Below are 24,869 nucleotides of genomic sequence, written 5' to 3' on the forward strand. Positions count from 1 at the left end.
CTCATGCCGCAGTCCTCTCGACAGGGGCGGACGGGGAGACGCAAGCGCCGTAACGCTCGACCTCGATCTCCTGCAACGTCTTTCCGCGGGTGGCGGGTGCCCAGACGGCGCCGATCACCAGGGCGACGGTGAGCAGGGCGACCAGCAGGATGCCGACGGTGGTCAGACCGGTGGCGGCCAGCAGGGTCGGGAAGAAGTAGCTCAGCAGCCCGGTGGCGGTTCGCACCACGAAGAACATCACGCCCTGGGCGCTGGCCCGGTACGGGGTGGCGAACAGTTCACTGGCCCACAAGCTGTAGAAGGCCTGCGCACCGATACCGGCCGAGACACCCCACAGCACGGCGAACACGAGCATCGTCGGCACGCCGCCATCGGTGAACGCCACCAGCACGATCCAGCCGATGATGCCCAGGGCTGCGCCGATCACGTACAGCAGCCGCTGGCTCATCCGGTCGGCGTAGCGCATGAAACCGAAGTAGGTCGCGGCGACGGTGCAGCCCCAGACCAGCACCTGCAGCAGGTTCTGCGCGACCGGGCTGTGCAGGCCGGCGGTGTCGTAGACGCGGGGCATGAAGATACCGGCCTGGCCGGCCACGGTGTTCCAGAACAGGTAGATGCCACCGAGGAACAGCAGTGCGGCGATGTTGACCTTGCGCGAGAACAAACCGCGCAGCCCACGGCTGCCCACAGATGTTGCCAGCGAGGCGGATTCGTTGCGGCCCTCGTCCTTCCAGATCTGCGATTCGGCCAGGCCCTGGCGCACCCACCACACCACGGCGGCGACGACGAACAGATGCACGAAGATCAGCCGCGAACCGAGCAGCCCCATCGGTGCGAGGGCTGCCGCCAGCGCGAAGCCGATGAGCGGACCCACTGACCACGCGAGCTGCGCGGTACCGACGTGTTTGGCGCGGTCGGCCGACGGCGCCTGTTCGGCGATATAGGTCCACGACGCCGGCACACCGGCGCCCACCGCGATACCGGTGACGATGAAGGCGGTCAGCAGCATCGCGAAGTTCACCGCGAAGGCGGCCAGCAGCACACCGGCCATGTACACCAGCAGGTCATAGGTGTAGATCGCCTTGCGACCGAATCGGTCGCACAGCGGTCCGCCCAGGATGGCGCCGATGGCCGCGCCGAAAGCGTTGGCGCTCAACGCCGCCAGCAGGCCGACGGCGAAATTGCTGATTCCGAAGGCGGTCTGCCAGAAGCCCAGACTCGTCGCGATGGCGATGATCGACCCGGCCTCGATGTAGTTGGACATGGCGACCGCGATGGTCGCCCGCCAGCCGGTGGTGGACCGTGCTCCGATTTTCATGCAGTGCTCCTGGGTCAGACGAGATGGAAGTAGTGCGTGAGCGGGCGAATACCGGCGTCAGGTGCGCCGGCCTCGAAGTACTCGGCCATGCCGGCCTGCCAGCGTGCGTTGATATCGGTGCGGGCCATCCGTTCCTGGGCCGCGTCGAAGTCATCGGTCTCGAGGTATCCGACCACCAGGCCGTCCTCGGGCCGGACGAACAGCGAGTAGTTGCGCCACCCCGCCGCGCTGAGCGCTGCCAGCATCTCGGGCCACACCATGGACGTCCAGATAGTCGGTCACCCGGTCTTGACGCAGTTTCAGCAGGAAGCACACCCGCTGCGAAACCTGAGCCGCCTCGCTTGTCGTCATCGCCCGTCCATTTTGAAACGTTTCAATTTGTGATGGCGGCAACAGTACGTCTGTGGCCGCCCTCACGTCAAGAGCCCTATTCGGGCCAGCTGTTGTTGCGGATGATCTCCACGAAATCGGCCCGAACGTAGGACGGGTCGTAGTGCGCCAGCACGTCGGCGTTCATGTTGCCGAATGTGCTCGCCGGCCGATGCAGGTTGCCGTCGGCGAAGGCCTGCAAGATCCTGTTCTTGAAATCGGGCCGCGGATGGGCCGCCGTCACCGCCGCGATCTGCTCGGCGGACAGCAGGTCGACGCCGATACCGACCACATCGGTCTCGACACCCGCGATGACACCGGCGACCTCCGGCTCCAGGAACTCGGGCACCCCGGGGGTGGTGTGCAGCGCGATGCCCAGCCACACCAGCTTGGCCGAGGCCTCGTCGATCCCCCGCTGCAGCAGGAAGTCCCGGGCCGCGTTCGCACCGTCCACCTCGAACCGCAGCTGCGACTCCCGGTAGCCGTCGGTCAGCCCGATGTCGTGGAACATGGCGCCGGTGTAAAGCAGTTCCGGGTCGGGCCGCAGCCCACGCCGGCGGGCCTGCAACGAGCCGAACAGGAACACCCGGCGCGAGTGGTGGAACAGCAGATCGTCTTCGGTGTCGCGGATGTAGGCGGTGACATCGCGCACCAGCGCGGTGTCCGGGATGACGATGTCGGCGATGGTCTCGGCGGTCGATGTCATGACGAAACTCCTTGGTCGGTAAGCCCTTTTGGCTCGCTGATACCAGTCTCGATCCGGATGCCGGGCGCCGGGCATGGCGCAACGGCCGTCTTTCCCACAGAATGCGACACAATGGTGCGGTGGCAGCGCGCGAGATGGTCATCGTCGTCTTCGACGGCGTGAAGCTGCTCGACGTCGCGGGCCCGGCCGAGGTCTTCGCCGAAGCCAACCGGTTCGGGGCACAGTATCGGCTCCGGTTCGCCTCGCCCAGCGGGCATGACGTCGCCACCTCGATCGGAACCCCGTTCGCCGTCACCGACCGGCTCGCGGACATCGAATCCGCCGACACCGTCCTGGTCGCCGGCGGCGACAACCTCACCGCCCACGCGATCGATCCCGCGCTCGTCGACGCGGTGCGCGAGGTGCCGCCGCGCACCGGCCGGCTGGCATCCATCTGCACCGGCGCTTTCATCCTGGCCACCGCGGGACTGCTGGACGGCCGGCGGGCCACCACACACTGGCGCCACGTCACCCTGCTCGCCCACGCGTTCCCGCAGATCGGCGTGGAACCGGATGCGATCTTCGTACGCGACGGGGACGTCTACACGTCGGCGGGTGTCACGGCGGGTATCGATCTGGCGCTGGCGCTTGTCGAGCAGGACCACGGTGCCGAGCTGGTGCGTTCGGTGGCGCGCTCCCTGGTGGTGTACCTGAAACGCGCGGGCGGCCAGTCACAGTTCTCCGCACTGGTGGAGGCCGACCCACCGCAGGAATCGGCGCTGCGGGCGGTCACCGCCGCCATCGCCGCCAATCCGGGTGCCGACCACAGCGTGAAACGCCTTGCCGCGGTGGCGGCGTTGAGCACCCGCCAGCTGACCCGGCTGTTTCACACCGAGCTGGGCACCACCCCGGCCCGGTACGTGGAGAAGGTCCGCATCGACACCGCGCGGGGCGCGCTCGACGCGGGGCACAGCGTGGCCGACGCGGCGCAGATCGCCGGCTTCGGCAGCGCCGAAACCCTGCGCCGGGTGTTCGTCACCCAGCTGGGGTTGTCCCCGAAGGCATATCGCGACAGATTCCACACGGCTCAGGTTTCCCCCGACCAGCTGTCCTGACTGCGATAGTGAACCGGTGGACCTGACCTATCCCGAAGTCGGCGCGACCAACGGCCCGCTGCCCGCCGGGTATCACCATGTGCACGCGGTGGCGCCGATCGGGAACGGACGCGCGCGCTTCGAGGCCGCCGCCGATGCCGTCATGCACTGGGGTATGCAGCGTGGCGCCGGGGTGCTGGTGCGCGCCGACGGCGATATCGCGGTGGTGGGCAGCGAGGTGGTGGTCGGATTCGGCCCGCTGCGTGCACCGTGCCGGGTGGTGTACGTGCTGGCCGAAGACCACCGCCGCGGGTTCGCCTACGGCACACTGCCCGGGCATCCGGAATCCGGCGAGGAACTGTTCACGGTGCGCTACGACCCGGCGACCGACACCGTGTACGCGGAGGTCATCGCGTTCTCCCGGCACGGCACCTGGTGGAGCAAGCTGGGCGGTCCCATCACCGCTGTGGCGCAACGGATCATCACCAACCGGTACCTGTCCGCGGTGTGAGCGCTAGGTACAGCCGCTCACGCTGACCCGTCCGCGGGGCCCACCGACATTGCCGCACACGCTGACGTTCGACCCGATCGGAGGCGGCGGGGGCGGAGGCGGCGGGGCCGTCTCGAAATCCTCGGGCAGCGGCGCATACATGGACGGTGGCGGCGCCCAGTCCGCGATGGCGCCGGCGATATCGGTGCAGCCGCCGACGCTGACGTGTCCGCGCCGGCCACCGACGCTGCCGCAGACGTCGGCGTGCGCCGGTATCGCCACCATCATCGGAGCGACGGTCAACCCCACGACACCGGCGGCGACCGCCAGCCACGCCCTGATGCTCATCGCGTGAGTATAGGGCTCGCGAAAGCCGTGATCTGCTACTTGCTTTGCAGCAGGCGCTCGATGTTCGCCTTGAGCTCTGGGGTGCCGAAGGTCAGTTCCTCGGCCGTGGTCGCATAGTCCAAGGTGATCTGGACCTGATGCTCCAGCTGCATGTTCAGGATGCGCTTGGTGCTCTCGACGGCTTTCTGCGGCAATTCCAGGATGCGCTTGGCCGCACCCAGGGCCTCGGCCAGCGGATCGGCGACCACATGGTTGGCCAGCCCGAGTTCGACCGCCTTCTGCGCCGGGATCCGGGCACCGGTCAGCGCGTACTCCTTGGCCTGCAGAATGCTCATCTGCATCGGCCACACGAGCGGACCGCCGTCAGCGGCCACCAGACCCACCTGCACGTGCGGGTCGGCCAGGAACGCCTTCTCCCCCATGTAGACGATGTCGCTCAACGCCACCACACTGCAGCCAAGGCCGACGGCCGGGCCGTTGACGGCGGCGATCACCGGGATGCGGCAGCGCACCATGCCCATCACGATCTCGCGGCCGTCGATGATGGTCTTGGTGCGCAGCTCGACATCCTCGCTGAGCTCTTTGATGTAGGCGAAGTCGCCACCGGCGGAGAACGCCTTGCCCGCGCCGGTGATCACGGCGACTCGAGCGGTGGGGTCCAGACTCAGCCGATTCCAGATCCGCGCCAGGCCGACGTGCAGATCGTCGTTGACGGCGTTGAGCTCCTCGGGCCGGTTCAGCGTGATGATGCGCAGTGGGCCGTCGGCCTCGACCTGGATCTCGTCGGGCATGTCGTACATGTCAAACCGCCATTCTCAGGATTCGGCCAGCGATGATGTTCTTCTGGATCTGCGAGGTGCCGCCCATGACGCTCTGCGACCGGCTGTAGAGGTAGGTGCTGAACAGGTCGGGGTCGGCGGTGCCGGTCTGGGCCAGCACCGCGTGCCCGACGGACTGCTCGACCCATGTCATCAACAGTTTGTCGATGGACCCTTCGGGGCCGTGCGAGATGCCGTCGAGCTGCTCGGACAGTCGCCGGCGCACGTGCTGCCGCAGCACCTGTACCTGCACTGTGGCCCAAGCCAATTCGTCACTCGGCGCGCCGCGGCGGGCCAGCTGGTTCACCGTCTTCTCGTAGCGCGCAGCGTAACCCAGCGTGGACGGCTCACGTTCGTGGCCGACGACGGTCATCGCCAGTGCCCAACCGTCACCCGGGTTGCCGACCATCTGACTGGCCGGCACCCGCGCACCGTCGAACAGCACCTGCCCGAATTCATTGCTGACCCCGTTGATCATCTTCAACGGCCGTTGCTCGATACCGGGTTGGTGCATGGAGACCAGGAACGCCGAGATGCCTTTGTGCCGCGGCACGGACTTGTCGGTGCGGGCCAGCAGCAGGCACCAGTCGGCGACGTCGGAGTAGCTGGTCCAGATCTTGTGCCCGTTGATGACGTACTCATCGCCGTCCAGGGTGGCCGTGGTGGTCAGCGAGGCGAGGTCGGAACCGGCGCCGGGCTCGGAGAAGCCCTGGCACCAACGCTGCGTGCCGTCGATCATGCCGGGCAGGAAACGCTGCTGCACTTCCTTGCTCGCATGCCGGCCCAACCCGGTCACCAGGTAGCCGAGACTGGGCCGGGGCGGGGCCCCCGCGCGGGCCAGTTCTTCGTCCACGATGACGTCGTACACCGGGGGCAGTTCCAGGCCGCCGAACTCCTTGGGCCAAGTTGCCCCGAAAAACCCTGCGGCGTGCAGGGATTGGTGCCACTCCCCCTGCCGGGCCCAGTACTCCTCGGTTGTTTTGGGGAAGGTCGGGGCCTGTTCGGCGAGCCAGGCCCGCAGACGCCCACGGAAGGCGGCTTCGGATTCGGAGTCACGAAAGTCCAACGGAGATCTCCTTCAACGACACCGGCCACAGACCGGTGGACACCAGCACCCGGCGCAGGTACACGTGCGCCAGGCATTCCCAGGTGTTGCCGATACCGCCGTGGACCTGGATGGCGGTTTCGCACACGGTGTGTGCGGATTTCGCGCAGTACACCTTGGCCACCAGGGCGGCCTGCAGCGCGACGTCCGGATCCTCCTCGTCGACCGCCCAGGCCGCGTAGCGCAGGATGCTGGTCGAGCCCTCGATGAGGACCAGGCTTTCGGCGAGCAGGTGCGCGACGGCCTGATAGGAGCCGATCGCCTTGCCGTACTGCTCGCGCACCTTGGCGTAGTCGCAGGCCAGGTCGAAGGCCCCGCGCGCCGCGCCGAGGATGTCCGCCGCGGTCACCACCAGCGCCAGCGCCTGGGCGCGCTGCGCCGACGCGGTATCGAGGGCACCGGCCGGGGTGACCTCGCCGGCCGGCGCCTGCCAACGGGTCAGGTCCACCCCGGGGGCGGGTTCGCCCAGCGTGACGGCACCGACCGCGACACCGTCGAGCACCGCACCGCGGTTCAAGCCGCGCGCATCGGGCGCATGTGCACCGAAGACGATCGTCGCCGCGTCCTGCCCGAGATCGTCGGCGAGCACCGGCCCGAGAAAAGGCACGTCGACCAGCCGGCGGCCGAACTCCTCGGCGACCAGCGCGACCTCCACACCCGAGGCGCCGTCGGAGCGCAGCGAGCGCCAGCCGGTGGCGGCGACGGTCTTCTCCAACCGCGCCACCCGCTCGGTGTCATCCAACTCGCCGACCGCACCCGGACCGAGATCGTCGGCGAGTTTGGCGGCCGCATCCCGGAGCTGTTGCTGCTCACTGGTGAGCCGAACATCCATGAGAGGACCCTATCCGTTTTGAAGAATGCAATTCTCATCCGGCCAGAACTTTACTACCGGACGGGCCGATTTCACAGTCCGCCGGCCAGCGCCCACGCTCGTCGGGCCAGGCCCCGATACCGGTCCCGAAACAGGTCGGTACCGGCCCGGGAGTCGGACGCGTTACCGTCCAGCCCGCGTCTCCACACGCCGGCCACGATCGACGCCAGCCGGAACATCGAGAAGACGACATAGCTGTCCAGGTCCGCGGGCACCTCCACACCGGCGTGCCGGCAGTAGCTCGCCACGAACTCGTCCTGGGTGGGGATACCGGTCTCGGCGAGATCCTCGCCGGCCACCCCCATCAACGGATCGGCGTCACCGGGCAGGTGGTAGGTCATGGCGGCATAGCCCAGATCGGCCAGCGGGTCGCCGATGGTGGCCAGCTCCCAGTCCAGCACCGCCACGATGCGCGGCTCGCTCGGATGGATCAGCACATTGCCCAGCCGGTAATCCCCGTGCGCGATGGTGGCCCGGCCGTCGGCCGGCAGATGCTCGGGCAGCCAGGCCGCCAGCCGCTCCATGTCCCGGCATTCCTCGACCTTGACCGCCGCCCACGATCGCGTCCACAGCGCCACCTGACGCGCCAGGTAGCCGTCGGGCCTGCCGAAGTCCCCCAGTCCGGCCCCACGCCAGTCCACGCTGTGCAACCGGGCCAGCACGCGGGCCAGATCCTCGTACACCGCGGCCCGGTCGGCCGGAGTGCCGTCGCGCAACACCCGGTCCGGGAACACCCGGCCGGGCACGTGGTCCATCACGAAGAACGGCGTGCCGATGACCTCGGCGTCCTCACACATCAGCCGCATCACCGGTACCGGCACGCCGGAACCGGCCAGTGCCGCCATCACCCGGTGCTCACGGCCGACGTCGTGGGCACGCGGCAACAGCACCCCCGGCGGCTTCTTACGTAGCACGAATTCTCCTGCGCCCGTGCGCAAATGGAAGGTGGGATTGCTCTGGCCGCCCTGGAACTGGCGGATTTCCAGCGGCCCGTCGATCCCGTGTCCACGCAGGTACCGGCCCAGTGCGGCCTCATCGATGCGGTGCTGTGGCAGCACGTCGACCAGCTCGGGTACACCGGACATGCCCGCAGCGTCTCATATCCGTTCACCCGTCCGACGCTCATTGCGCGCGCGATGTGCACGCACCCCTGCCAGACTTTCCCCATGACCGATCTCGATGTGCCTTCCCCGAACGCCGAGCGTGCCCGCACCGGCCTGTCCTCCGACGCCCTGCGCCGCGCCATCATCGACCACGTGCGGTACTCGATCGGTCGTCCCGCCGCCGCCCTGCGCCCCGAGCACTACTACCGGGCGCTGGCGCTGGCCGTCCGGGACCGCATGCAGGACAACCGCGTCGCTTCCACCCAGACGTCACTGGATCTGGGCAGCAAGCTCACCTGCTACCTGTCCGCGGAATTCCTGATGGGACCGCAGCTGGGCGCCAACCTGCTCAACCTCGGCATCGAGCAGGCCGCCCGCGCCGCGCTGGCCGAACTCGGCCAGGACCTCGACGAGGTGCTGGCGTGCGAGGAGGAACCCGGCCTGGGCAACGGCGGCCTCGGCCGACTGGCGGCCTGCTATCTGGACTCGTTGGCGACGCTGGCGCGCCCCGCGATCGGATACGGCATCCGCTATGAGTTCGGCATCTTCGACCAGGAGATCCAGGACGGCTGGCAGGTCGAGAAGACCGACAACTGGCTGGACAACGGAAATCCCTGGGAGATCGCCAAGCCCGATGTGAACTACCTGGTCAACTGGGAAGGCCACACCGAGCACTACACCGATGACGCCGGCGTGTCCCGGATCCGCTGGGTGCCCGCCCGCGTGATCAAGGGTGTCGCCTACGACACCCCGATCCAGGGCTACGGGGTCAAGACGTGCAATGTGCTCACCCTGTGGAGCGCGCGGGCGGTGCACGAGTTCGCGCTGGAGGCGTTCAACACCGGCGACTACTACAAGGCCGTCGAGGAGGAGGTCACCTCCGAGACCGTCACCAAGGTGCTCTACCCGAACGACGAACCCGAGGCGGGCAAGCGACTGCGGCTGCTGCAGCAGTACTTCTTCGTGTCCTGCTCACTGCAGCACGTTCTGCACATCGTCGACGATCTGGCTGATCTGTCGATTTTGGAGCTGCCCGAGCGTTTTGCCATCCAGCTCAACGACACTCACCCCTCGATCGGTGTCGCCGAGCTCATGCGCCTACTGGTCGACGAACGCCGGCTGGACTGGAACACGGCCTGGGACATCACCGTGGCCACCTTCGGCTACACCAACCACACCCTGCTGCCGGAGGCCCTGGAGAAGTGGTCGCTGGAGATCTTCGGCGAGAGCCTGCCCCGGCACCTGGAGATCATCTACGAGATCAACAGCCGGTTCCTGGACGAGGTGCGCGCCAAGTTCCCCGGTGACGAGGACCGGGTGCGCCGGATGTCGCTGATCGGCGAAGAGGGTGGCAAGACCGTGCGGATGGCCTACCTGGCCACCGTCGGCAGCCACGCGATCAACGGTGTCGCCGCGCTGCACTCCGAACTGCTCAAGGAAAGCGTCCTCAAGGACTTCTACGAGCTGTGGCCGGAACGCTTCTCGAACAAGACCAACGGTGTGACACCACGTCGTTTCGTGGCGCTGTCCAACCCAGGACTGCGCCAGCTGCTGGATCGCACCATCGGTGACGGGTGGCTGACCCACCTGGACCGGTTGCGCGGGCTGGAACCGTTCATCGAGGACGACGGGTTCCGGGCGGAATGGCGAGATGTGAAGCGGGCCAACAAGTCACGGCTCGCGGAGCTGGTGCTCGCCGAAACGGGCGTCGAACTGGACCCGTCCTGGCTGTTCGACATCCAGGTCAAGCGCATCCATGAGTACAAGCGTCAGCACCTCAACGTGCTGAACATCGTCACCCAGTACCTGCGGATCAAGAAGAACCCCGGCATCCAGATGGCGCCCCGGGCCTACATCTTCGGCGGCAAGGCCGCCCCCGGCTACTTCCTGGCCAAGCGCATCATCAAGCTGATCACCGCCGTCGGCGACATGGTCAACTTCGATCCCGAGGTCAACCGCTTCATGAAAGTGGTGTTCCTGCCCAACTTCAACGTGCAGAACGCCCACCTGATCTACCCGGCCGCCAACCTGTCCGAGCAGATCTCGACCGCAGGTAAGGAAGCCTCAGGCACCGGCAACATGAAGTTCATGATGAACGGGGCGCTGACCATCGGCACTCTCGACGGTGCCAACGTCGAGATCCGCGAAGAGGCTGGTGCCGAGAACTTCTTCCTGTTCGGGCTCACCGTGGACGAGGTCGAGGCGCTCAAGCGCGACGGCTACCGGCCGTCGGATTATGTCGCGGCCAACCCCGAACTGGCGACCGTCCTCGATCTCATTGCCGGCGGCCACTTCTCGCACGGTGACACCGAGGTATTCCGCCCACTGATCGACAACCTGCGCTACGACGATCCCTTCCTCGTGCTCGCGGACTACGCCTCCTATGTCGAGTGCCAGGACCGCGTGAGCGCCGCGTGGCAGGACCGCGATGCGTGGTCGCGCATGTCGATCCTGAACACGGCCCGCAGCGGCAAGTTCTCCTCCGATCGGGCGATCGAGGAGTACTGCGACGACATCTGGGGGGTCGGTCCGGTCAACATCGGGACCTAATCCCCTGTCGAGCACTCGTAGCCAACTGGTAAGCCGGTAGTTATGACCCCCACCACCGCACCACTCTCTGATGCCGAGCTCACCCAGCTGGATGCGTACTGGCGTGCCGCCAACTATCTGTCGGTGGGTCAGATCTACCTGCTGGACAATCCGCTGCTGCGCGAACCACTGCAGCCCGAGCACGTCAAACCTCGGCTGCTGGGGCACTGGGGCACCACCCCCGGGCTCAACCTGCTCTACGCGCACCTGAACCGGGTGATCCGGCACCGCGACTCCGATGTGGTGTTCGTCACCGGTCCCGGGCACGGCGGCCCGGGGCTGGTGGCCAACACCTACCTCGAGGGCACCTACAGCGAGGTGTATACCGGCATCGGCCAGGACGCCGAGGGGTTGCGGAAACTGTTCCGGCAGTTCTCGTTTCCCGGTGGCATCCCCAGTCACGTCGCGGCAGAGACACCCGGATCCATTCACGAGGGCGGCGAGCTCGGCTATGCGCTCGTACATGCCTTCGGCGCCGCTTTCGACAATCCCGATCTGGTGGTGGCGGCCGTCGTGGGCGACGGCGAGGCCGAGACCGGACCGCTCGCGGCGAGTTGGCACTCCAACAAGTTCCTCGACCCGGTCCGCGATGGCGCGGTGCTGCCGATCCTCCATCTCAACGGCTACAAGATCGCCAATCCCACAGTGCTGTCGCGGATTCCGCAGCAAGAGCTGGAATCGCTGTTCACCGGCTACGGCTACATCCCGATCACCGTGGCCGGTGATGATCCCGCTGACGTGCACCAGCAGCTGGCGGCGGCGCTGGACGAGGCCTTCGACCAGATCGGCGCCATCCAGCGGGCGTCGCGTGAAGACGGTGAGGTGGGCCGGCCGCTGTGGCCGATGATCATCCTGCGGACACCGAAGGGCTGGACCGGCCCGGCCGAGGTCGACGGCGTGAAGGTGGAGGGCACCTGGCGGTCCCATCAGGTGCCGCTGGCCGAGACCCGCACCAATCCCGCTCACCGGGCGGCGCTGGAAACCTGGTTGCGCAGTTACCGTCCCGAAGAACTGTTCGACGACACCGGTGCGCTGCTGCCCGAACTGCGGGCGCTGGCGCCGGTGGGCACCCGCCGGATGGGGGCCAACCCGCATGCCAACGGCGGTGTGCTGCTGCGCGATCTCGACCTGCCGCCGATGCGCGACTACGCGGTCGAGGTGAGCTCGCCCGCCACCGAGTCGGCGGAGGCCACCCGGGTACTGGGCACCTTCCTGCGCGATGTGATCGCGCGTAACCCGGACAACTTCCGCCTGATGGGACCCGACGAGACCGCGTCCAACCGGTTGTCGGCGGTGTTCGAGACCACCGACAAGGTCTGGCTGGCGGATATCTCCGACGACGACGAGCATCTCGCGTCGAGCGGACGGGTGATGGAGGTGCTGTCCGAACACCTGTGTCAGGGCTGGCTGGAGGGCTACCTGCTCACCGGGCGGCACGGATTGTTCAACTGCTACGAGGCTTTCGTCCACATCGTCGATTCCATGGTCAACCAGCACGCCAAATGGCTGACCAGCAGTGCCCATCTGGACTGGCGGCGCCCGGTGGCATCGCTGAACTATCTTCTGACATCGCATGTCTGGCGCCAGGACCACAACGGCGCCTCACACCAGGATCCCGGTTTCATCGACCATGTCGCCAACAAGCGACCCGAGGTGGTCCGGGTATACCTGCCGCCGGACGCGAACACCCTGCTCGCGGTCGGGGACCACTGCCTGCGCAGCCGCCAGTATGTGAACGTCATCGTGGCCGGCAAACAGCCCGCCTTGACCTACCTGACGATGGACGAGGCTGTCGCACATTGCACCCGCGGCGCGGGAATCTGGGAGTGGGCGAGTACAGCCAAAACGGGTGAACCCGACGTGGTGCTGGCCTGCGCGGGTGACGTCCCCACTCTGGAGATACTGGCGGCGGCCGACATCCTGCGCCGCCGGCTGCCCGACCTCAAAGTGCGGGTGGTCAATGTCGTCGACATCATGCGGCTGCAACCCGAATCCGAGCATCCGCACGGGCTGCCCGATCACGAATTCGACGCGTTGTTCACCACCGACAAACCGATCATCTTCGCCTACCACGGCTATCCGTGGCTGATTCACCGGCTGACCTACCGTCACACCAATCATGCTCAGCTGCATGTGCGCGGATTCAAGGAGCGCGGTACCACCACGACGCCGTTCGACATGGTGATGCTCAACGACCTCGACCGGTTCCATCTCGTGATGGATGTCATCGACCGGGTACCCGGATTGGGCAGCGCGGCGGCCGGTCTGCGCCAGGAGATGGTCGACGCACGTCTGGCCGCCAAGCACTACACCCGCGAGCACGGCGAGGACGACCCCGCGATCACCGGCTGGACCTGGCAGCGCGATATCTGACGTTTCCCTCTCCACGGACCCGGGTAGTCCTCGGGAGTCCGACCCCCCAAGGAGAGGAAAAGTTATGCCTGCCAAAACGATCGCCGGTGCCGGTGAGCGGAACCCTGTATGAGGCCACCGCGACCGTGCAGGCCGTCGAGGGCACCGCGACACCCGTGGTGACCGACTTCAACGCACGCACCGCCACCGGTGCCAGCTACCACGCCGTGCCCGCGCCGACGGCAACGGGTATCAGCCCGGCTCCGCTGCAGGCCGGTGCCAGCAACACCGGCAAGATCTACTTCGACGTCACCGGTCCGGCGCCAGAGAGCGTGGTCTACAGCAATGGTGGCCAGGACCTGTTGATCTGGAAGTAATTTCGGGCTATCACGGGAGGAATCATGGCGTCACCCAGTTCATCGGCGAAGTCGACAGATAGGTCACCTGTGCTCAACTGGGTGCTCGCCCTGGCAACTATCCCCGCTGCGGCCGCGGTGGTCGGGTTCGCCTACATGCAGGTACTCGGCACCGCGGGCTGCAGTGAGCCCGACTGCACGCGGCTGAACACCCTCGGGTTCAGCCTCATTCAGTACGGGGTACCGGCCGTCGCCGGACTGGCCGTGGTGGCGTCGTTCGTCACCGCGCGCCGGCGCGGCGGCGTGCTGGTACCGCTGGCGGCCTGGATTGTCATCGTGGTCGCCGTCATCGTGTTGGTCTTCACCTTCCCGCACTGACCGCTGCGATGAATTGCGTTGGCACTCAGTCTGATTGCGCGCTGCGCGCCTCGGCTCCCGACTCCCCGGCGTCGAGCGCGTCCTCGGGCGTCGTGCGGCCCACGTAGGCGCCGTCGCCGTCCTCGTTCGCCCTATTCGATGCCACCTGCGGATCGGCGGTCACATCTTCTTCGGATTTCGCGTCCGCCCGGTGCTTTGCCATCTCATTCTCCTTCGTTTACCAGCGCGTGACTCTGCGCCGGCACGTTTTCCGCGAGCTCCAGTTCGAGCACCATCGGCCGGTGATCGGAGATCGGCAATTCCGGTGTGCTGCAACGCCGCGCTCGCAGCCGCGGATGGTCGGTCAGCAGATGATCGAGCTGGCGGGTGGGCCGATGCGCCGGGAAGGTACGAGCGGCGGCCAGTGACCGCATACCGGACCATCGGGCGGCCGCCGCCACGGGCTGGTTCAGATCGCCGAGCAGCAGGCGCGGGCCCGGTAACGCGGACAGCTCACGGCACAGCCGGCGCAGCTGAAAGCGATTCCAGCCCGGGACGAAACTGAGATGGGTACTGGCCGCGGTGACCTCCCCCAGCGGGGTGTCGAAGCATCCGGCGATGGCGACCCGCGGCTCCTCATCCATCAGCATCACCCGGCGTGCGCCCGGGAGGTAGGCCGGAAAGCGGAACGGGATCCGGGGCGGGTGCACGACATGCCAGTCGCGCACCGGGTAGCGCGACAGCAGGGCGACGCCGTAGGCGGTCGCGCCGGGTTGCTCCGCCCCGGTCGCCGCCGCCCACACCGCCCCGGGAGTACCGGAGATCGTGGCCGCGAACCGATGCGCCACCGCCCCCATCGCGTCGGCGGCCACCGCCGTCAGATCGGCCCGGCCCGAGCGGGGCTGGTCGACGTCGACCTCTTGCAGCGCCAGCAGGTCGACATCCAGGGCTCGGATGCAATCGGCAAAGGTATCCACGTCCACCCCGCCGCCGGGTCTTCGCCCGTGCAGGATGTTGAAAGTACCTACCCGCATCGGTAACCCATACCCAATCCAAGCACGCGCACACCTTGAGCCGCTGACCTGCGGCTGAGCACAGTGCTTACTGCGCGTATTCGCCCGCTCGGGCACCTGCGGCCAATTAGGCTTTCGCGCGTGGCTGCTGGCAAAGTTGCGCCCACGCGGGCCGGGCGCGAGGCGCGGCAAACGTGGGAGGGGTGCGCAGCATGAGCCTGGGAGGCCTGTTCGCGGGCGGCCGACAGCTCGTCGGCGACGGGCTGCAGTTCATCGGCGGCGGCCTGCAGCTCGTCGGACGCACCGTGAACCAGGTGCCGCGGGCGAACGAGGTGTTACCGCTGCTCGCGGACGTCGAGCGGTCGGTGGTGCGGGCGGTCCGTCAGCATCTGGAGGAACTCGATCCGCCCGCTGCCGCCCTCACCGAGCAGGCCGAGGACGAGGCACCCACCACACCCACGCTGCTGCTGCGCTCGTTGCTCGACCGGTCCATGTACACCAGCCCCGACAGCAGCCGAGACGTGCTGTATCTGAATTTGCTGCAGGCGCTGGTTCCGGACGAGGCGCGCATACTCGCCGCGTTGTCGGACGGCTCCGCCTACCCGGTGATCCACATCGCCGAACCCGGGGTCGGCAACACCCCGTCGTTCGTGTTGAAGAACGCGTCGACCGTCGGCCGGCAGTCAGGTGTGTCGCTGCCCATGCACACCCCGCTGTATCTGACCCGGATGCTCGCCCTCGGGCTGGTGCGCCTGGGCCCGGAGGCGTCATCGATGTATGACGAGTACGAGATGCTGCAGACCGACCACACGGTGATCACGGCGCTGGGTCGGGCCCGTCGCGGGATGCGGGCCGCCCGGGTGATCCGCAGAACCGTATCGATCAGCGATCTGGGCCAGGAACTCTGGGAGGCAGCCAAATGAGTGACTGGTTCGAGCATGCCTTCACCTACCCGTGGTGGGTGTACGTCACCATTCCGCTCGGGGCCGCCTTCGTCGGCTGGGTCACCAAGATCCTGGCGCTGAAGATGATGTTCTATCCGGTCGAGTTCGTCGGCATCAAGCCGTATTTCGGCTGGCAGGGCCAGATTCCCAAGCGTGCACCGAAAATGGCTGCCGTGGCGGTGGATTCGCTCACCTCGGGCATCCTCAAACCCGAGGAACTGTTCGACAAGATCGATCCCGACGAACTGGTCGCCGAGTTGGGCGAGCCATTGCGCGACGCCGCGAGGGCACTCGTCGACACCATGATGATGTCGTTCCAGCCGCAGGTGTGGCGCGCGATGCCCGACCAGGTCAAAGACATCATCGTCAAGAACGTGGAGGGTCGCATCCCGTCAGCGGCCCGCGGCATGTTCGGCGAGTTCCGCGGTCAGGTCGACCAGATCTTCGATATCAAGCACATGGTCATCACCAACCTGGTGCGGGACAAGGCCACGCTCAACAACGTCTTCCAGGACATCGGCAAGCCGGCGTTCAAGTTCCTGATCAAGTCGGGGCTGTACTTCGGGTTCATCATCGGCCTGGTGCAGATGCTGGTGTTCGGTGTCACCGGCTGGCACCTGGCGCTGCCGCTGTTCGGTCTGCTCACCGGTGGCCTCACCGACTACGTCGCGTTGCAGATGATCTTCCGGCCGCTGGAGCGCAAGACCGTGTTCCCCGGGATCAAGTGGCAGGGCGTGTTTCAGGCCGAACGCGAACAGGTCATCCACGGCTATGCGGCGCTGATGGCCCGCGAGATCTTCACCCCGAAGGCCATCATGGAAAGCCTCCTCACCGGCCCGATGTCGGACAAGTTCTTCGACATCATCCAAACCGAGATCGGCCGCACCATCGACAGCCAGATGGGCTTCGCCGGCCGGGTGATCAGCGCCGTGGGCGGTCGCCAGTATCAGGACATGAAGCTGCAGATCGCCGGCTCCATCATCGACAAGCTCCCCGAAACCTCCTCGTATATCGAGCAATACGCGGCCGAACGACTCGACCTGGAGAACGTCATGGTCGAGAAGATGATGGTGCTGGACTCCCAGTCGTATGAGAACCTGCTGCGCCCGGCGTTCAAGGACGACGAGTGGATCATCGTCGTCCTGGGCGCTGCGCTCGGCTTCATCTGCGGTGAGATCCAGTCTCAGCTGATCCTGCTGCTGGCGCACTGACGTCGCGCAGGCGGTGCGCGGCATCGCATCGCTCGCGGCACCGTCCGGCCGGCTCAGCGCCATCTCCGGGCCATTGGCATCAGCGTGCGCCGATCCCTTGAACCCACAGGACAGCACCGGAGACTGGACGGGCTGACCACAGCGGCGTGGAATGGCCTTCCCGGTGTGCGCGTTGTCGGTGAGAACCGGATAGGAAAGCGAGACACTGTGCCCGATCCAGACCTCATCCATCTCGCCGTCGCCCTGGACGGCACGGGATGGCATCCGGCGGCCTGGCGTGAGCCCGACGCCCGCCCCCATGACCTGCTCACCGCCGGGTACTGGGCCGATCTGGTCGGCACTGCCGAACGGGGGCTGCTGGACCTGGTCACCTTCGAGGACGGTCTGGCCCTGCAGTCCGACCATCCCTGGCGCTCCGACGAACGCACCGACCGGGTGCGCGGCCGACTCGACGCGGTCCTGATCGCCTCCCGGGTGGCCCCCACCACCCGGCACATCGGCCTGATCCCCACCGCGATCACCACCCACACCGAGCCGTTCCACCTGTCCAAGGCCATCGCCACGCTGGACTATGTGAGTTCCGGCCGGGCCGGGGTCCGGGTGCAGATCTCGGCGAGCCCCGAGGCCGCCGGGCATTTCGGACGGCGCGTGATAGGTGAACGCTCCCCCGCCCTGACCGACGATCTGATCGGCGAGGCCGCCGACTACATCGAGGTGCTACGCCGGCTTTGGGACAGCTGGGAGGACGACGCCGAGATCCGCGATGTCCGCACCGGACGGTTCATCGACCGGAACAAGCTGCACTACATCGATTTCGAAGGCGCGCACTTCTCGGTCAAGGGGCCGTCCATCACCCCCCGCCCGCCGCAGGGCCAACCGATCGTGGCCGCGCTGGGGCATGTCGACCCCGTGTATCAGTTGATCGCCGGCGGAACCGATCTGGGGTTCGTCACCCCGCACAGCACCGACGAGACCGCCGCCCTGGTGGATACCATTGCCGCGCGGCGGCCCGCGGGGCTGGCCCCGGTCCGCGTGTTCGCGGATCTGGTGGTGTTCCTCGCCGACACCTCCGCGGTGGCCCACGCCCGCAAAGCGCGCCTCGACGAGCGGCTCGGTGCCGAATACCGCAGTGACGCCGAGATATTCGTCGGCACTGCAGCCGAATTGGCAGATCTGCTGCAGCAGTGGCATGCCGCCGGCGCGGCCGGATTCCGGCTGCGGCCGGCCACCCTCCCGCACGACCTGACGCAGATCACCGACACTCTGGTCCCAGAACTGCGCCGCCGTGGCGTGTTCCGAGACCACTACCAGGGATCCACGCTGCGCGACCTGCTCGGCTTGTCCCGCCCCGCCAACCGGTACGCAGGAGTCTAGATGAGTAAGCCCGTCAAGCAGATTCACCTGGCCGCCCACTTCCCCGGTGTGAACAACACCACCGTCTGGAGCGACCCCGCCTCCGGCAGCCACATCGAGTTCAGCTCATTCGTGCATTTCGCCCAGACCGCCGAGCGCGGCAAGTTCGACTTCCTGTTCCTGGCCGAGGGGCTGCGGCTGCGCGAACAGAACGGGCTGATCTACGACCTCGACGTGGTGGGCCGGCCGGACACCTTCACGGTGCTGGCCGCGCTCGCCGCGGTGACCGACCGGCTCGGCCTGACCGGCACCATCAACTCGACGTTCAACGAACCCTACGAGGTGGCACGGCAATTCGCGTCGTTGGACCACCTGTCCGACGGCCGCGCCGCCTGGAACGTCGTGACATCCTGGGACGCCTTCACCGGGGAGAACTTCCGCCGCGGCGGCTACCTCGCCGAGGATCAGCGGTACTCCCGGGCCGAGAGCTTCCTGCGCGCGACGCACAGCCTGTTCGACTCCTGGCACGGCGGCGAGGTGGTCGCCGACAAGGAGCGCGGGGTGTTCCTCGCCGATCCGCAGGCCGGCGCATTCTCCTACGCCGACCAGCATTTCGATATCAGCGGCCGGTTCAACGTGCCACGCAGCCCGCAGGGCAGGCCGGTCATCTTCCAGGCGGGCGACTCCGATCACGGCCGCGAGTTCGCCGCGTCGTCGGCCGACGCCATCTTCTCGCGCCACGGCACCTTGGAAGACGGCCAGGCGTTCTACACCGATGTGAAGGACCGGCTGGCCAAATACGGTCGCAGCCACGAACAGCTGCTCATCCTGCCCGCGGCGACGTTCATCCTCGGCGATACCGATGCCGAGGCCGCCGAGATCGCCCACGAGGTGCGGCTGGCCCAGGTCAGCCCCGCCACGGCCATCAAATTCCTTGAGCAGCTGTGGAATCGCGATCTGTCCGACCACGACCCGGACGGCCCGCTGCCCTCGGTGGACCCGCTCGTCGGCGAGAACACCATCGCCAAGGGCCGGGCCAGTGTGCGGATGAACCGGGACCCCGTCGCCGTCGCCGACGAATGGCGCGCCAAGGCCGAAGCCGAGAACCTCACCACCCGTGAGCTCATCGTCGAGGTGACCGGGCGACAGAGCTTCATCGGATCGCCTGCCACCGTCGCCGAGTCGATCAACCACCTGGTGCAGGCCGACGCGAGCGACGGGTTCATCCTCGTCCCGCACGTGACCCCGGGCGGACTCGACCCGTTCGTCGACACGGTGGTGCCGTTGCTTCAGGAGCGCGGCGTGTTCCGCGCCGACTACACGGGCACCACGCTGCGCGATCACCTGGGTCTGGCCGAGCCCGCCCGGCAGTCCCGGGCCAGCTAGCCACCTCCTATGTTGGGGGTATGACCGAGCTACGGGAGATTCAGACACCGCAGGGTGTGCTGCGCTATTACGACAGCGGCAGCGGTCCGGTGCTGCTGTTTCTGCACGGTTCCGGCCCGGGTGTCACCGGTTGGCGCAACTTTCGGGGGATCCTGCCGGCGTTCGCGGCGCACCACCGTTGCCTGATCCTGGAGTTTCCCGGCTTCGGTGTGAGCCCCGACGTGGGCGGGCACCCGATGGTGACGGCGCAGGCGGCGGTGGCCCCGTTCCTCGACGCGCTCGGGGTGGATCGGGCCGACATCATCGGCAACTCGATGGGCGGCGGCGTCGGCATCAACTTCGCCATCCACCACCCGGAGCGGGTCGGCAAGTTGGTGACCATCGGTGGTATCGGCACCAATATCTTCTCCCCCGGCCCCAGCGAGGGTATCCGTCTGCTACAAGAGTTCACCGAGGATCCGACCCGCCAGCGGCTGGTCGATTGGCTGCGCTCGATGGTGTACGACGAGCGGCTGGTGACCGAGGAGTTGATCGAGGAGCGCTGGCACTTGGCCACCGATCCCGACACCCTTGCCGCGGCACGGCGGATGTACGGCAAGGCCGCCTTCGCCGGGATGATGAAGGCGATGCGGGCCGCCGACGCGCCGATGCCGTGGGCACAGATGCACAAAGTGGCCGCGCCGACCTTGCTGACCTGGGGCCGTGACGACCGGGTCAGCCCCCTGGACATGGCCCTGATCCCCATGCGCACCATCCCGCATGCCGAACTACACGTCTTCCCGCACTGCGGGCACTGGGCGATGATCGAAGCCAAGGCCGCATTCGAGAGCACCGTGCTGGCGTTCCTGGCCCGGTGATGGGTACCTACGCGATCACCGGGTCGGCATCCGGGATGGGTTATCACACCGCCCAGAAGCTCAGGGCCCGCGGGCACACCGTGATCGGCGTCGATCTACACGACGCCGAGGTGATCGCCGACCTGTCCACACCGCGAGGCCGGCAAACCGCGGCCGACGAGGTGCTGGCCGCGGCCGGTGGCGTGTTGGACGGTGCCGTGTTGGCGGCCGGACTGGGCCCGGGCGCCGGCAACCGGCTGATCGCCGAGGTGAACTTCCTGGGTGTCGTCGAGCCGCTCACCGCCTGGCGTCCGGCGTTGGCCGCGGCGGACCGCGCCAAAGTCGTGGTGCTGGCCAGCAACTCGACCACCACGGTGCCCGCGGTGCCCCGTCGCACCGTCGATGCACTGCTCGCGCACGACACCGACAGAGCGGTGCGCAGCATCCGGCTGCTCGGCAGCAACGGTTCGGCGCTGATGTACTCGGCCAGCAAGACCGCCGTCAGCCGGTGGGTGCGCCGGCAGGCGATGACACCGGCATGGGCCGGTGCGGGGATTCGGCTCAACGCGCTGGCGCCGGGGGCGATCATGACCCCGCTGTTGGAAACGCAGCTCGCCTCGCCCAGGGAAGGTGCGGCGGTGCGCAGGTTCCCGATTCCCGTCGGTGGCTTCGGCGACCCCGGCCAGCTGGCCGACTGGATCTGCTTCATGCTGTCGGATTCCGCCGATTTCCTCTGCGGCAGCATCATTTTCGTCGACGGTGGCACGGATGCCTTCTTCCGCACCGACGATTGGCCGCGGACACTGCCGCTGCGCCGGCTGCCGGGCTACCTGTGGCGCTTCGCCCGCGGTCCGGGGCATGCTTGACACCATGGCTGTACAGACCATGCAGGCATGGCGGGTCCGTAAGCCCGGGCCGCTGAGCACCCGACCTCTGGAATTCGTCACAACCCCCGTCACCGAGCCGGCGGGTGATGAGGTCCTGATCGCCGTGCGCACCTGCGGCGTGTGCCGCACCGACCTGCACGTCACCGAGGGTGACCTGCCGGTGCACCGGCCCCGGGTCACCCCCGGGCACGAGGTGGTGGGCGAGGTGGTGGCCACCGGACCTGCGGTCACCGACCTCGGCGTCGGCGACCGGGTGGGCGTGGCCTGGCTGCGGCACACCTGCGGTTCCTGCCGGTACTGCCTGGCAGACCGGGAGAACCTGTGCCCGCAGTCCCGCTACACCGGCTGGGATGCCGACGGCGGGTACGCCGAATTCGTCACCGCACCAGCGCCATATGTGCACCACTTGCCATCGGGCTATACCGACGCCGAGCTCGCCCCGCTGCTGTGCGCGGGCATCATCGGCTACCGGTCGCTGCTGCGCGCCGACCTGCCGCCGGGCGGGCGGCTGGGTATCTATGGGTTCGGCGGCAGCGCGCACATCACCGCCCAGGTGGCCCTGGCCCAGGGCGCCGAGGTGCATGTGATGACCCGGGGTGACCAAGCCCAGGAACTCGCGATGGCACTGGGTGCCGCGTCGGCCCAAGGCCCCGCCGACCGCCCACCCGTACCCCTCGATTCGGCGATTCTCTTTGCGCCGGTGGGTGAATTGGTATTGCCGGCGCTGGAGGCGCTCGACCGGGGCGGCACGCTGTCCATCGCCGGAATCCACCTCACCGACATCCCGGTGTTGAACTACGAGCGGCATCTTTTCCAGGAACGCCAGGTACGTTCGGTGACGTCGAACACCCGCACCGACGCACGCGAGTTCCTGGCGTTCGCCGGCCGGCACCGCATCGAGGTGAGCGGTCCGGAATATCCGCTGGACCGGGCCGATGCCGCACTGGACGATCTGAGTGCGGGGCGGATCGCCGGTGCGGCGGTGTTGCGTGTCGGATGAGGAGATGAATTCAGCGAACTGGGTCCGACGGCCCGCGCGGGCGGCAATGATGGATCCAGACCCGAGCTCGACGAGGAGCGCTTGATATGACCGCGATCGAAAACAACGTGACTTCCACCTCGGCATTCGACGATGACGTCGCAGCCACCCAGGCCTATTTCGACAGCGAGCGCTTCGAGGGCATCACCCGGCTCTACTCGGCGCGCCAAGTCGTCGAGCAACGCGGCACCATCCCGTCGGACTACCCGGTCGCGCGGGAGGCCGCCACGGCCTTCTTCCCGTACCTGCGTGAACTGTTCGGCCAGAAGAAGAGCATCACCACCTTCGGCCCCTACTCGCCCGGCCAGGCCGTGGTGATGAAACGGATGGGCATCAAGGGCATCTACCTCGGCGGCTGGGCCACCTCGGCAAAGGGGTCGATCAGCGAGGACCCGGGACCCGACCTCGCCAGCTATCCCCTCAGCCAGGTGCCCGACGAAGCCGCCGGACTGGTGCGCGCCCTGCTGACCGCCGACCGCAACCAGCATTACCTGCGGCTGCAGATGACCCCCGAACAGCTTGCGGCAGCGCCGCCGCCGGTGGACTACCGTCCGTTCATCATCGCCGACGCGGACACCGGCCACGGCGGTGATCCCCACGTGCGCAACCTCATTCGCCGCTTCGTCGAATCGGGCGTACCGGGCTACCACATCGAGGACCAGCGTCCCGGCACCAAGAAGTGCGGCCATCAGGGCGGCAAGGTGCTGGTGCCGTCGGACGAGCAGATCAAGCGACTCAACACCGCCCGCTTCCAGCTCGACATCATGCGGGTGCCCGGCATCATCGTGGCCCGCACCGACGCCGAGGCGGCCAACCTCATCGACGGCCGCTCTGATGAGCGTGATCAGCCGTTCCTGCTGGGCGTCACCAACGTCAAGATCCCGTCGTACAAGTCCTGCTTCCTGGCGCTGACGCGGCGCTTCTACGACCTCGGTGTCACCGAGATCAACGGGCACAAGCTGTATGCGCTGCCCGACGGTGAGTACGCCACCGCCGAGGCCTGGCTGGACCAGCGGGGCATCCTGCGCCTGGTCGCCGACGCTGCCGCGTCGTGGAAGGACAACTCGCGCCAATCCCTGGACAAGCTGTTCGACAAGGTCGAGTCCGCGTTCGTCGATGCCTGGCAGGACGATGCCGGGCTGCAGACCTACGGCGACGCGGTGGCCGACCTGCTGGAGTTCCGGGAGCGCGAGGGCGATCAGCCCGCCATGAGCGCCAAGGAATGGCGCAAGTTCGCCAAGACCGCTCCGCTGTATGTGGCCAAGGAGAAGGCCAAGGAACTGGGCGCCGATGTGGCGTGGGATCCGGAGCGGGTGAAGACGCCGGAGGGCTACTACCAGATCCGTGGCGGCATCCCGTACGCGATCGCCAAGTCGCTGGCCGCCGCGCCGTTCGCCGACATCCTGTGGATGGAGACCAAGACCGCCGACCTGGCCGATGCCCGTGAGTTCGCCACCGCCGTCCACGCGGTGTATCCGGACAAGATGCTGGCCTACAACCTGTCGCCGTCGTTCAACTGGGACACCACCGGGATGAGCGATGACGAAATGCGGGCCTTCCCCGAGGAGATCGGCAAGCTCGGGTTCGTCTTCAACTTCATGACCTACGGCGGTCACCAGATCGACGGCGTGGCTGCCGAGGAGTTCGCGACGGCATTGCGCCAGGACGGCATGCTGGCGCTGGCCCGGCTGCAACGCAAGATGCGTTTGGTCGAATCTCCTTACCGCACACCGCAAACCCTGGTCGGCGGGCCGCGCAGCGATGCCGCGCTGGCCGCGTCGTCGGGGCGTACCGCCACCACCAAGTCCATGGGCAAGGGCTCCACCCAGCATCAGCATCTGGTGCAGACCGAGGTGCCCAAGAAGCTGCTGGAGGACTGGCTGGCGGTGTGGAGCGAGCACTACCAGCTCGGCGAGAAACTCCGCGTGCAGCTGCGCCCGCGCCGCGCCGGTTCGGATGTGCTGGAGCTCGGCATCTACGGCGACGGTGAGGAGAAGCTGGCCGATGTCGTCGTCGATCCGATCAAGGACCGGCACGGCCGCAACATCCTGACCGTGCGGGACCAGAACACCTACGCCGAGAAGCTGCGCAAGAAGCGCCTGATGGATGTCATCCACCTGTGGCTCATCCACCGGTTCAAGCCGGAGATCGTCTACTACGTGACGCCCACCGAGGACAACATCTATCAGACCGAGAAGATGAAGAAGCACGGCATCTTCAGCAACGTCTATCAGGAGGTCGGCGAGATCATCGTCGCCGATGTCAATCAGTCCCGCATCGATGAACTGCTGAGCTCCGACGGGGTGGCGCTGGGCAGGTTGATCCGCAAGGAGGACTGAGTCTCA

General features: G+C 67.3%; 23 protein-coding genes and 1 pseudogene. 14 read left to right on the plus strand and 10 right to left on the minus strand.

All coding sequences use genetic code 11. From position 1 onward, the window contains the following. Position 1 precedes the first annotated feature (1 nt). From H7J86_RS01240 to H7J86_RS01250, 3 genes and pseudogenes are all read right to left on the minus strand, one after another. On the minus strand, positions 2-1,318 hold the full coding sequence (locus H7J86_RS01240) for an MFS transporter (protein WP_090364544.1): 1,317 nt from the start codon (positions 1,316-1,318) through the stop codon (positions 2-4). A gap of 14 nt (positions 1,319-1,332) precedes the next feature. Continuing rightward, a pseudogene (locus tag H7J86_RS01245) lies at positions 1,333-1,669 on the minus strand (L-rhamnose mutarotase). Between the two features lie 76 nt (positions 1,670-1,745). Continuing rightward, positions 1,746-2,393, minus strand: coding sequence for an HD domain-containing protein (locus H7J86_RS01250; RefSeq protein ID WP_090364540.1), 648 nt, complete (start codon positions 2,391-2,393; stop codon positions 1,746-1,748). A gap of 101 nt (positions 2,394-2,494) precedes the next feature. Here H7J86_RS01250 and H7J86_RS01255 point away from each other — a divergent pair, with 101 nt between their 5' ends. Together H7J86_RS01255 and H7J86_RS01260 are read left to right on the plus strand one after the other, a co-directional pair. Beyond that, the gene (locus H7J86_RS01255; RefSeq protein ID WP_267288858.1) at positions 2,495-3,487 is read left to right on the plus strand and encodes a GlxA family transcriptional regulator; all 993 of its coding nucleotides are present in this window, start codon (positions 2,495-2,497) and stop codon (positions 3,485-3,487) included. A 16-nt stretch (positions 3,488-3,503) separates the two neighbouring features. Beyond that, a complete protein-coding gene (locus tag H7J86_RS01260) occupies positions 3,504-3,977 on the plus strand; it encodes a DUF1990 domain-containing protein (RefSeq protein ID WP_267288860.1) in 474 nt (157 codons plus the stop codon). A gap of 3 nt (positions 3,978-3,980) precedes the next feature. Here H7J86_RS01260 and H7J86_RS01265 read toward each other — a convergent pair whose 3' ends face one another. The 5 genes from H7J86_RS01265 to H7J86_RS01285 all read right to left on the minus strand — a co-directional run bounded on the left by H7J86_RS01265 (position 3,981) and on the right by H7J86_RS01285 (position 8,183). Continuing rightward, positions 3,981-4,304 (minus strand): hypothetical protein, encoded by a 324-nt coding sequence (locus H7J86_RS01265; protein WP_167159036.1) that lies wholly within the window; start codon positions 4,302-4,304, stop codon positions 3,981-3,983. A 35-nt stretch (positions 4,305-4,339) separates the two neighbouring features. Continuing rightward, positions 4,340-5,104, minus strand: a complete 765-nt coding sequence (locus H7J86_RS01270; RefSeq protein ID WP_267288862.1) for an enoyl-CoA hydratase/isomerase family protein — start codon at positions 5,102-5,104, stop codon at positions 4,340-4,342. A gap of 1 nt (position 5,105) precedes the next feature. After that, positions 5,106-6,188, minus strand: a complete 1,083-nt coding sequence (locus H7J86_RS01275; protein ID WP_267288864.1) for an acyl-CoA dehydrogenase family protein — start codon at positions 6,186-6,188, stop codon at positions 5,106-5,108. Then, positions 6,175-7,059 carry an acyl-CoA dehydrogenase family protein gene (locus tag H7J86_RS01280; protein WP_267288866.1) on the minus strand — a complete coding sequence of 295 codons (885 nt, stop codon included), beginning with the start codon at positions 7,057-7,059 and terminating at the stop codon, positions 6,175-6,177. The genes H7J86_RS01275 and H7J86_RS01280 overlap by 14 nt, the downstream gene beginning before the upstream one ends. Before the next feature lie 71 nt (positions 7,060-7,130). Beyond that, the gene (locus tag H7J86_RS01285; protein ID WP_267288868.1) at positions 7,131-8,183 is read right to left on the minus strand and encodes a phosphotransferase family protein; all 1,053 of its coding nucleotides are present in this window, start codon (positions 8,181-8,183) and stop codon (positions 7,131-7,133) included. An 81-nt stretch (positions 8,184-8,264) separates the two neighbouring features. Here H7J86_RS01285 and H7J86_RS01290 point away from each other — a divergent pair, with 81 nt between their 5' ends. From H7J86_RS01290 to H7J86_RS01305, 4 genes are all read left to right on the plus strand, one after another. Further along, entirely contained in the window at positions 8,265-10,751 is a 2,487-nt protein-coding gene (locus H7J86_RS01290; protein ID WP_267288870.1) for a glycogen/starch/alpha-glucan phosphorylase, read from the plus strand. A 42-nt stretch (positions 10,752-10,793) separates the two neighbouring features. Next, a complete protein-coding gene (locus tag H7J86_RS01295; protein ID WP_267288872.1) occupies positions 10,794-13,163 on the plus strand; it encodes a phosphoketolase family protein in 2,370 nt (789 codons plus the stop codon). A gap of 92 nt (positions 13,164-13,255) precedes the next feature. Then, the gene (locus tag H7J86_RS01300) at positions 13,256-13,519 is read left to right on the plus strand and encodes a DUF1942 domain-containing protein (RefSeq protein ID WP_267288874.1); all 264 of its coding nucleotides are present in this window, start codon (positions 13,256-13,258) and stop codon (positions 13,517-13,519) included. A 24-nt stretch (positions 13,520-13,543) separates the two neighbouring features. Continuing rightward, the gene (locus H7J86_RS01305; RefSeq protein ID WP_267288876.1) at positions 13,544-13,876 is read left to right on the plus strand and encodes a hypothetical protein; all 333 of its coding nucleotides are present in this window, start codon (positions 13,544-13,546) and stop codon (positions 13,874-13,876) included. A gap of 25 nt (positions 13,877-13,901) precedes the next feature. On the opposite strand, the gene H7J86_RS01310 is transcribed toward H7J86_RS01305, so the two are convergent. Both H7J86_RS01310 and H7J86_RS01315 read right to left on the minus strand, forming a co-directional pair. Beyond that, entirely contained in the window at positions 13,902-14,078 is a 177-nt protein-coding gene (locus H7J86_RS01310; RefSeq protein ID WP_267288878.1) for a hypothetical protein, read from the minus strand. Position 14,079: 1 nt separating this feature from the next. Next, positions 14,080-14,889 carry an endonuclease/exonuclease/phosphatase family protein gene (locus tag H7J86_RS01315; protein ID WP_267288880.1) on the minus strand — a complete coding sequence of 270 codons (810 nt, stop codon included), beginning with the start codon at positions 14,887-14,889 and terminating at the stop codon, positions 14,080-14,082. 191 nt (positions 14,890-15,080) lie between these two features. Here H7J86_RS01315 and H7J86_RS01320 point away from each other — a divergent pair, with 191 nt between their 5' ends. The 8 genes from H7J86_RS01320 (at position 15,081) to aceA (ending at position 24,863) form a co-directional block, all read left to right on the plus strand. Beyond that, entirely contained in the window at positions 15,081-15,791 is a 711-nt protein-coding gene (locus H7J86_RS01320; RefSeq protein ID WP_267288882.1) for an Abi-alpha family protein, read from the plus strand. After that, entirely contained in the window at positions 15,788-17,023 is a 1,236-nt protein-coding gene (locus H7J86_RS01325) for a DUF445 domain-containing protein (protein WP_267288884.1), read from the plus strand. The genes H7J86_RS01320 and H7J86_RS01325 overlap by 4 nt, the downstream gene beginning before the upstream one ends. 207 nt (positions 17,024-17,230) lie before the next feature. Continuing rightward, positions 17,231-18,397: an LLM class flavin-dependent oxidoreductase gene (locus tag H7J86_RS01330; protein WP_267288886.1), complete on the plus strand. Its 1,167-nt coding sequence runs from the start codon at positions 17,231-17,233 to the stop codon at positions 18,395-18,397. Further along, positions 18,398-19,762 carry an NtaA/DmoA family FMN-dependent monooxygenase gene (locus tag H7J86_RS01335; protein WP_267288888.1) on the plus strand — a complete coding sequence of 455 codons (1,365 nt, stop codon included), beginning with the start codon at positions 18,398-18,400 and terminating at the stop codon, positions 19,760-19,762. Between the two features lie 20 nt (positions 19,763-19,782). Beyond that, positions 19,783-20,619 carry an alpha/beta fold hydrolase gene (locus H7J86_RS01340; RefSeq protein ID WP_090364505.1) on the plus strand — a complete coding sequence of 279 codons (837 nt, stop codon included), beginning with the start codon at positions 19,783-19,785 and terminating at the stop codon, positions 20,617-20,619. After that, entirely contained in the window at positions 20,619-21,464 is an 846-nt protein-coding gene (locus tag H7J86_RS01345; protein WP_267288910.1) for an SDR family oxidoreductase, read from the plus strand. The genes H7J86_RS01340 and H7J86_RS01345 overlap by 1 nt, the downstream gene beginning before the upstream one ends. Next, positions 21,457-22,485 (plus strand): zinc-binding alcohol dehydrogenase family protein, encoded by a 1,029-nt coding sequence (locus H7J86_RS01350; RefSeq protein ID WP_372517202.1) that lies wholly within the window; start codon positions 21,457-21,459, stop codon positions 22,483-22,485. Before H7J86_RS01345 ends, H7J86_RS01350 begins: the two co-directional genes overlap by 8 nt. Before the next feature lie 86 nt (positions 22,486-22,571). Then, positions 22,572-24,863, plus strand: a complete 2,292-nt coding sequence (aceA, locus tag H7J86_RS01355) for an isocitrate lyase ICL2 (RefSeq protein ID WP_267288892.1) — start codon at positions 22,572-22,574, stop codon at positions 24,861-24,863. The last annotated feature ends 6 nt before the right edge of the window (positions 24,864-24,869 follow it).

Source organism: Mycobacterium hackensackense (assembly GCF_025822555.1).
Classification (GTDB): Bacteria; Actinomycetota; Actinomycetes; order Mycobacteriales; family Mycobacteriaceae; genus Mycobacterium; species Mycobacterium fluoranthenivorans.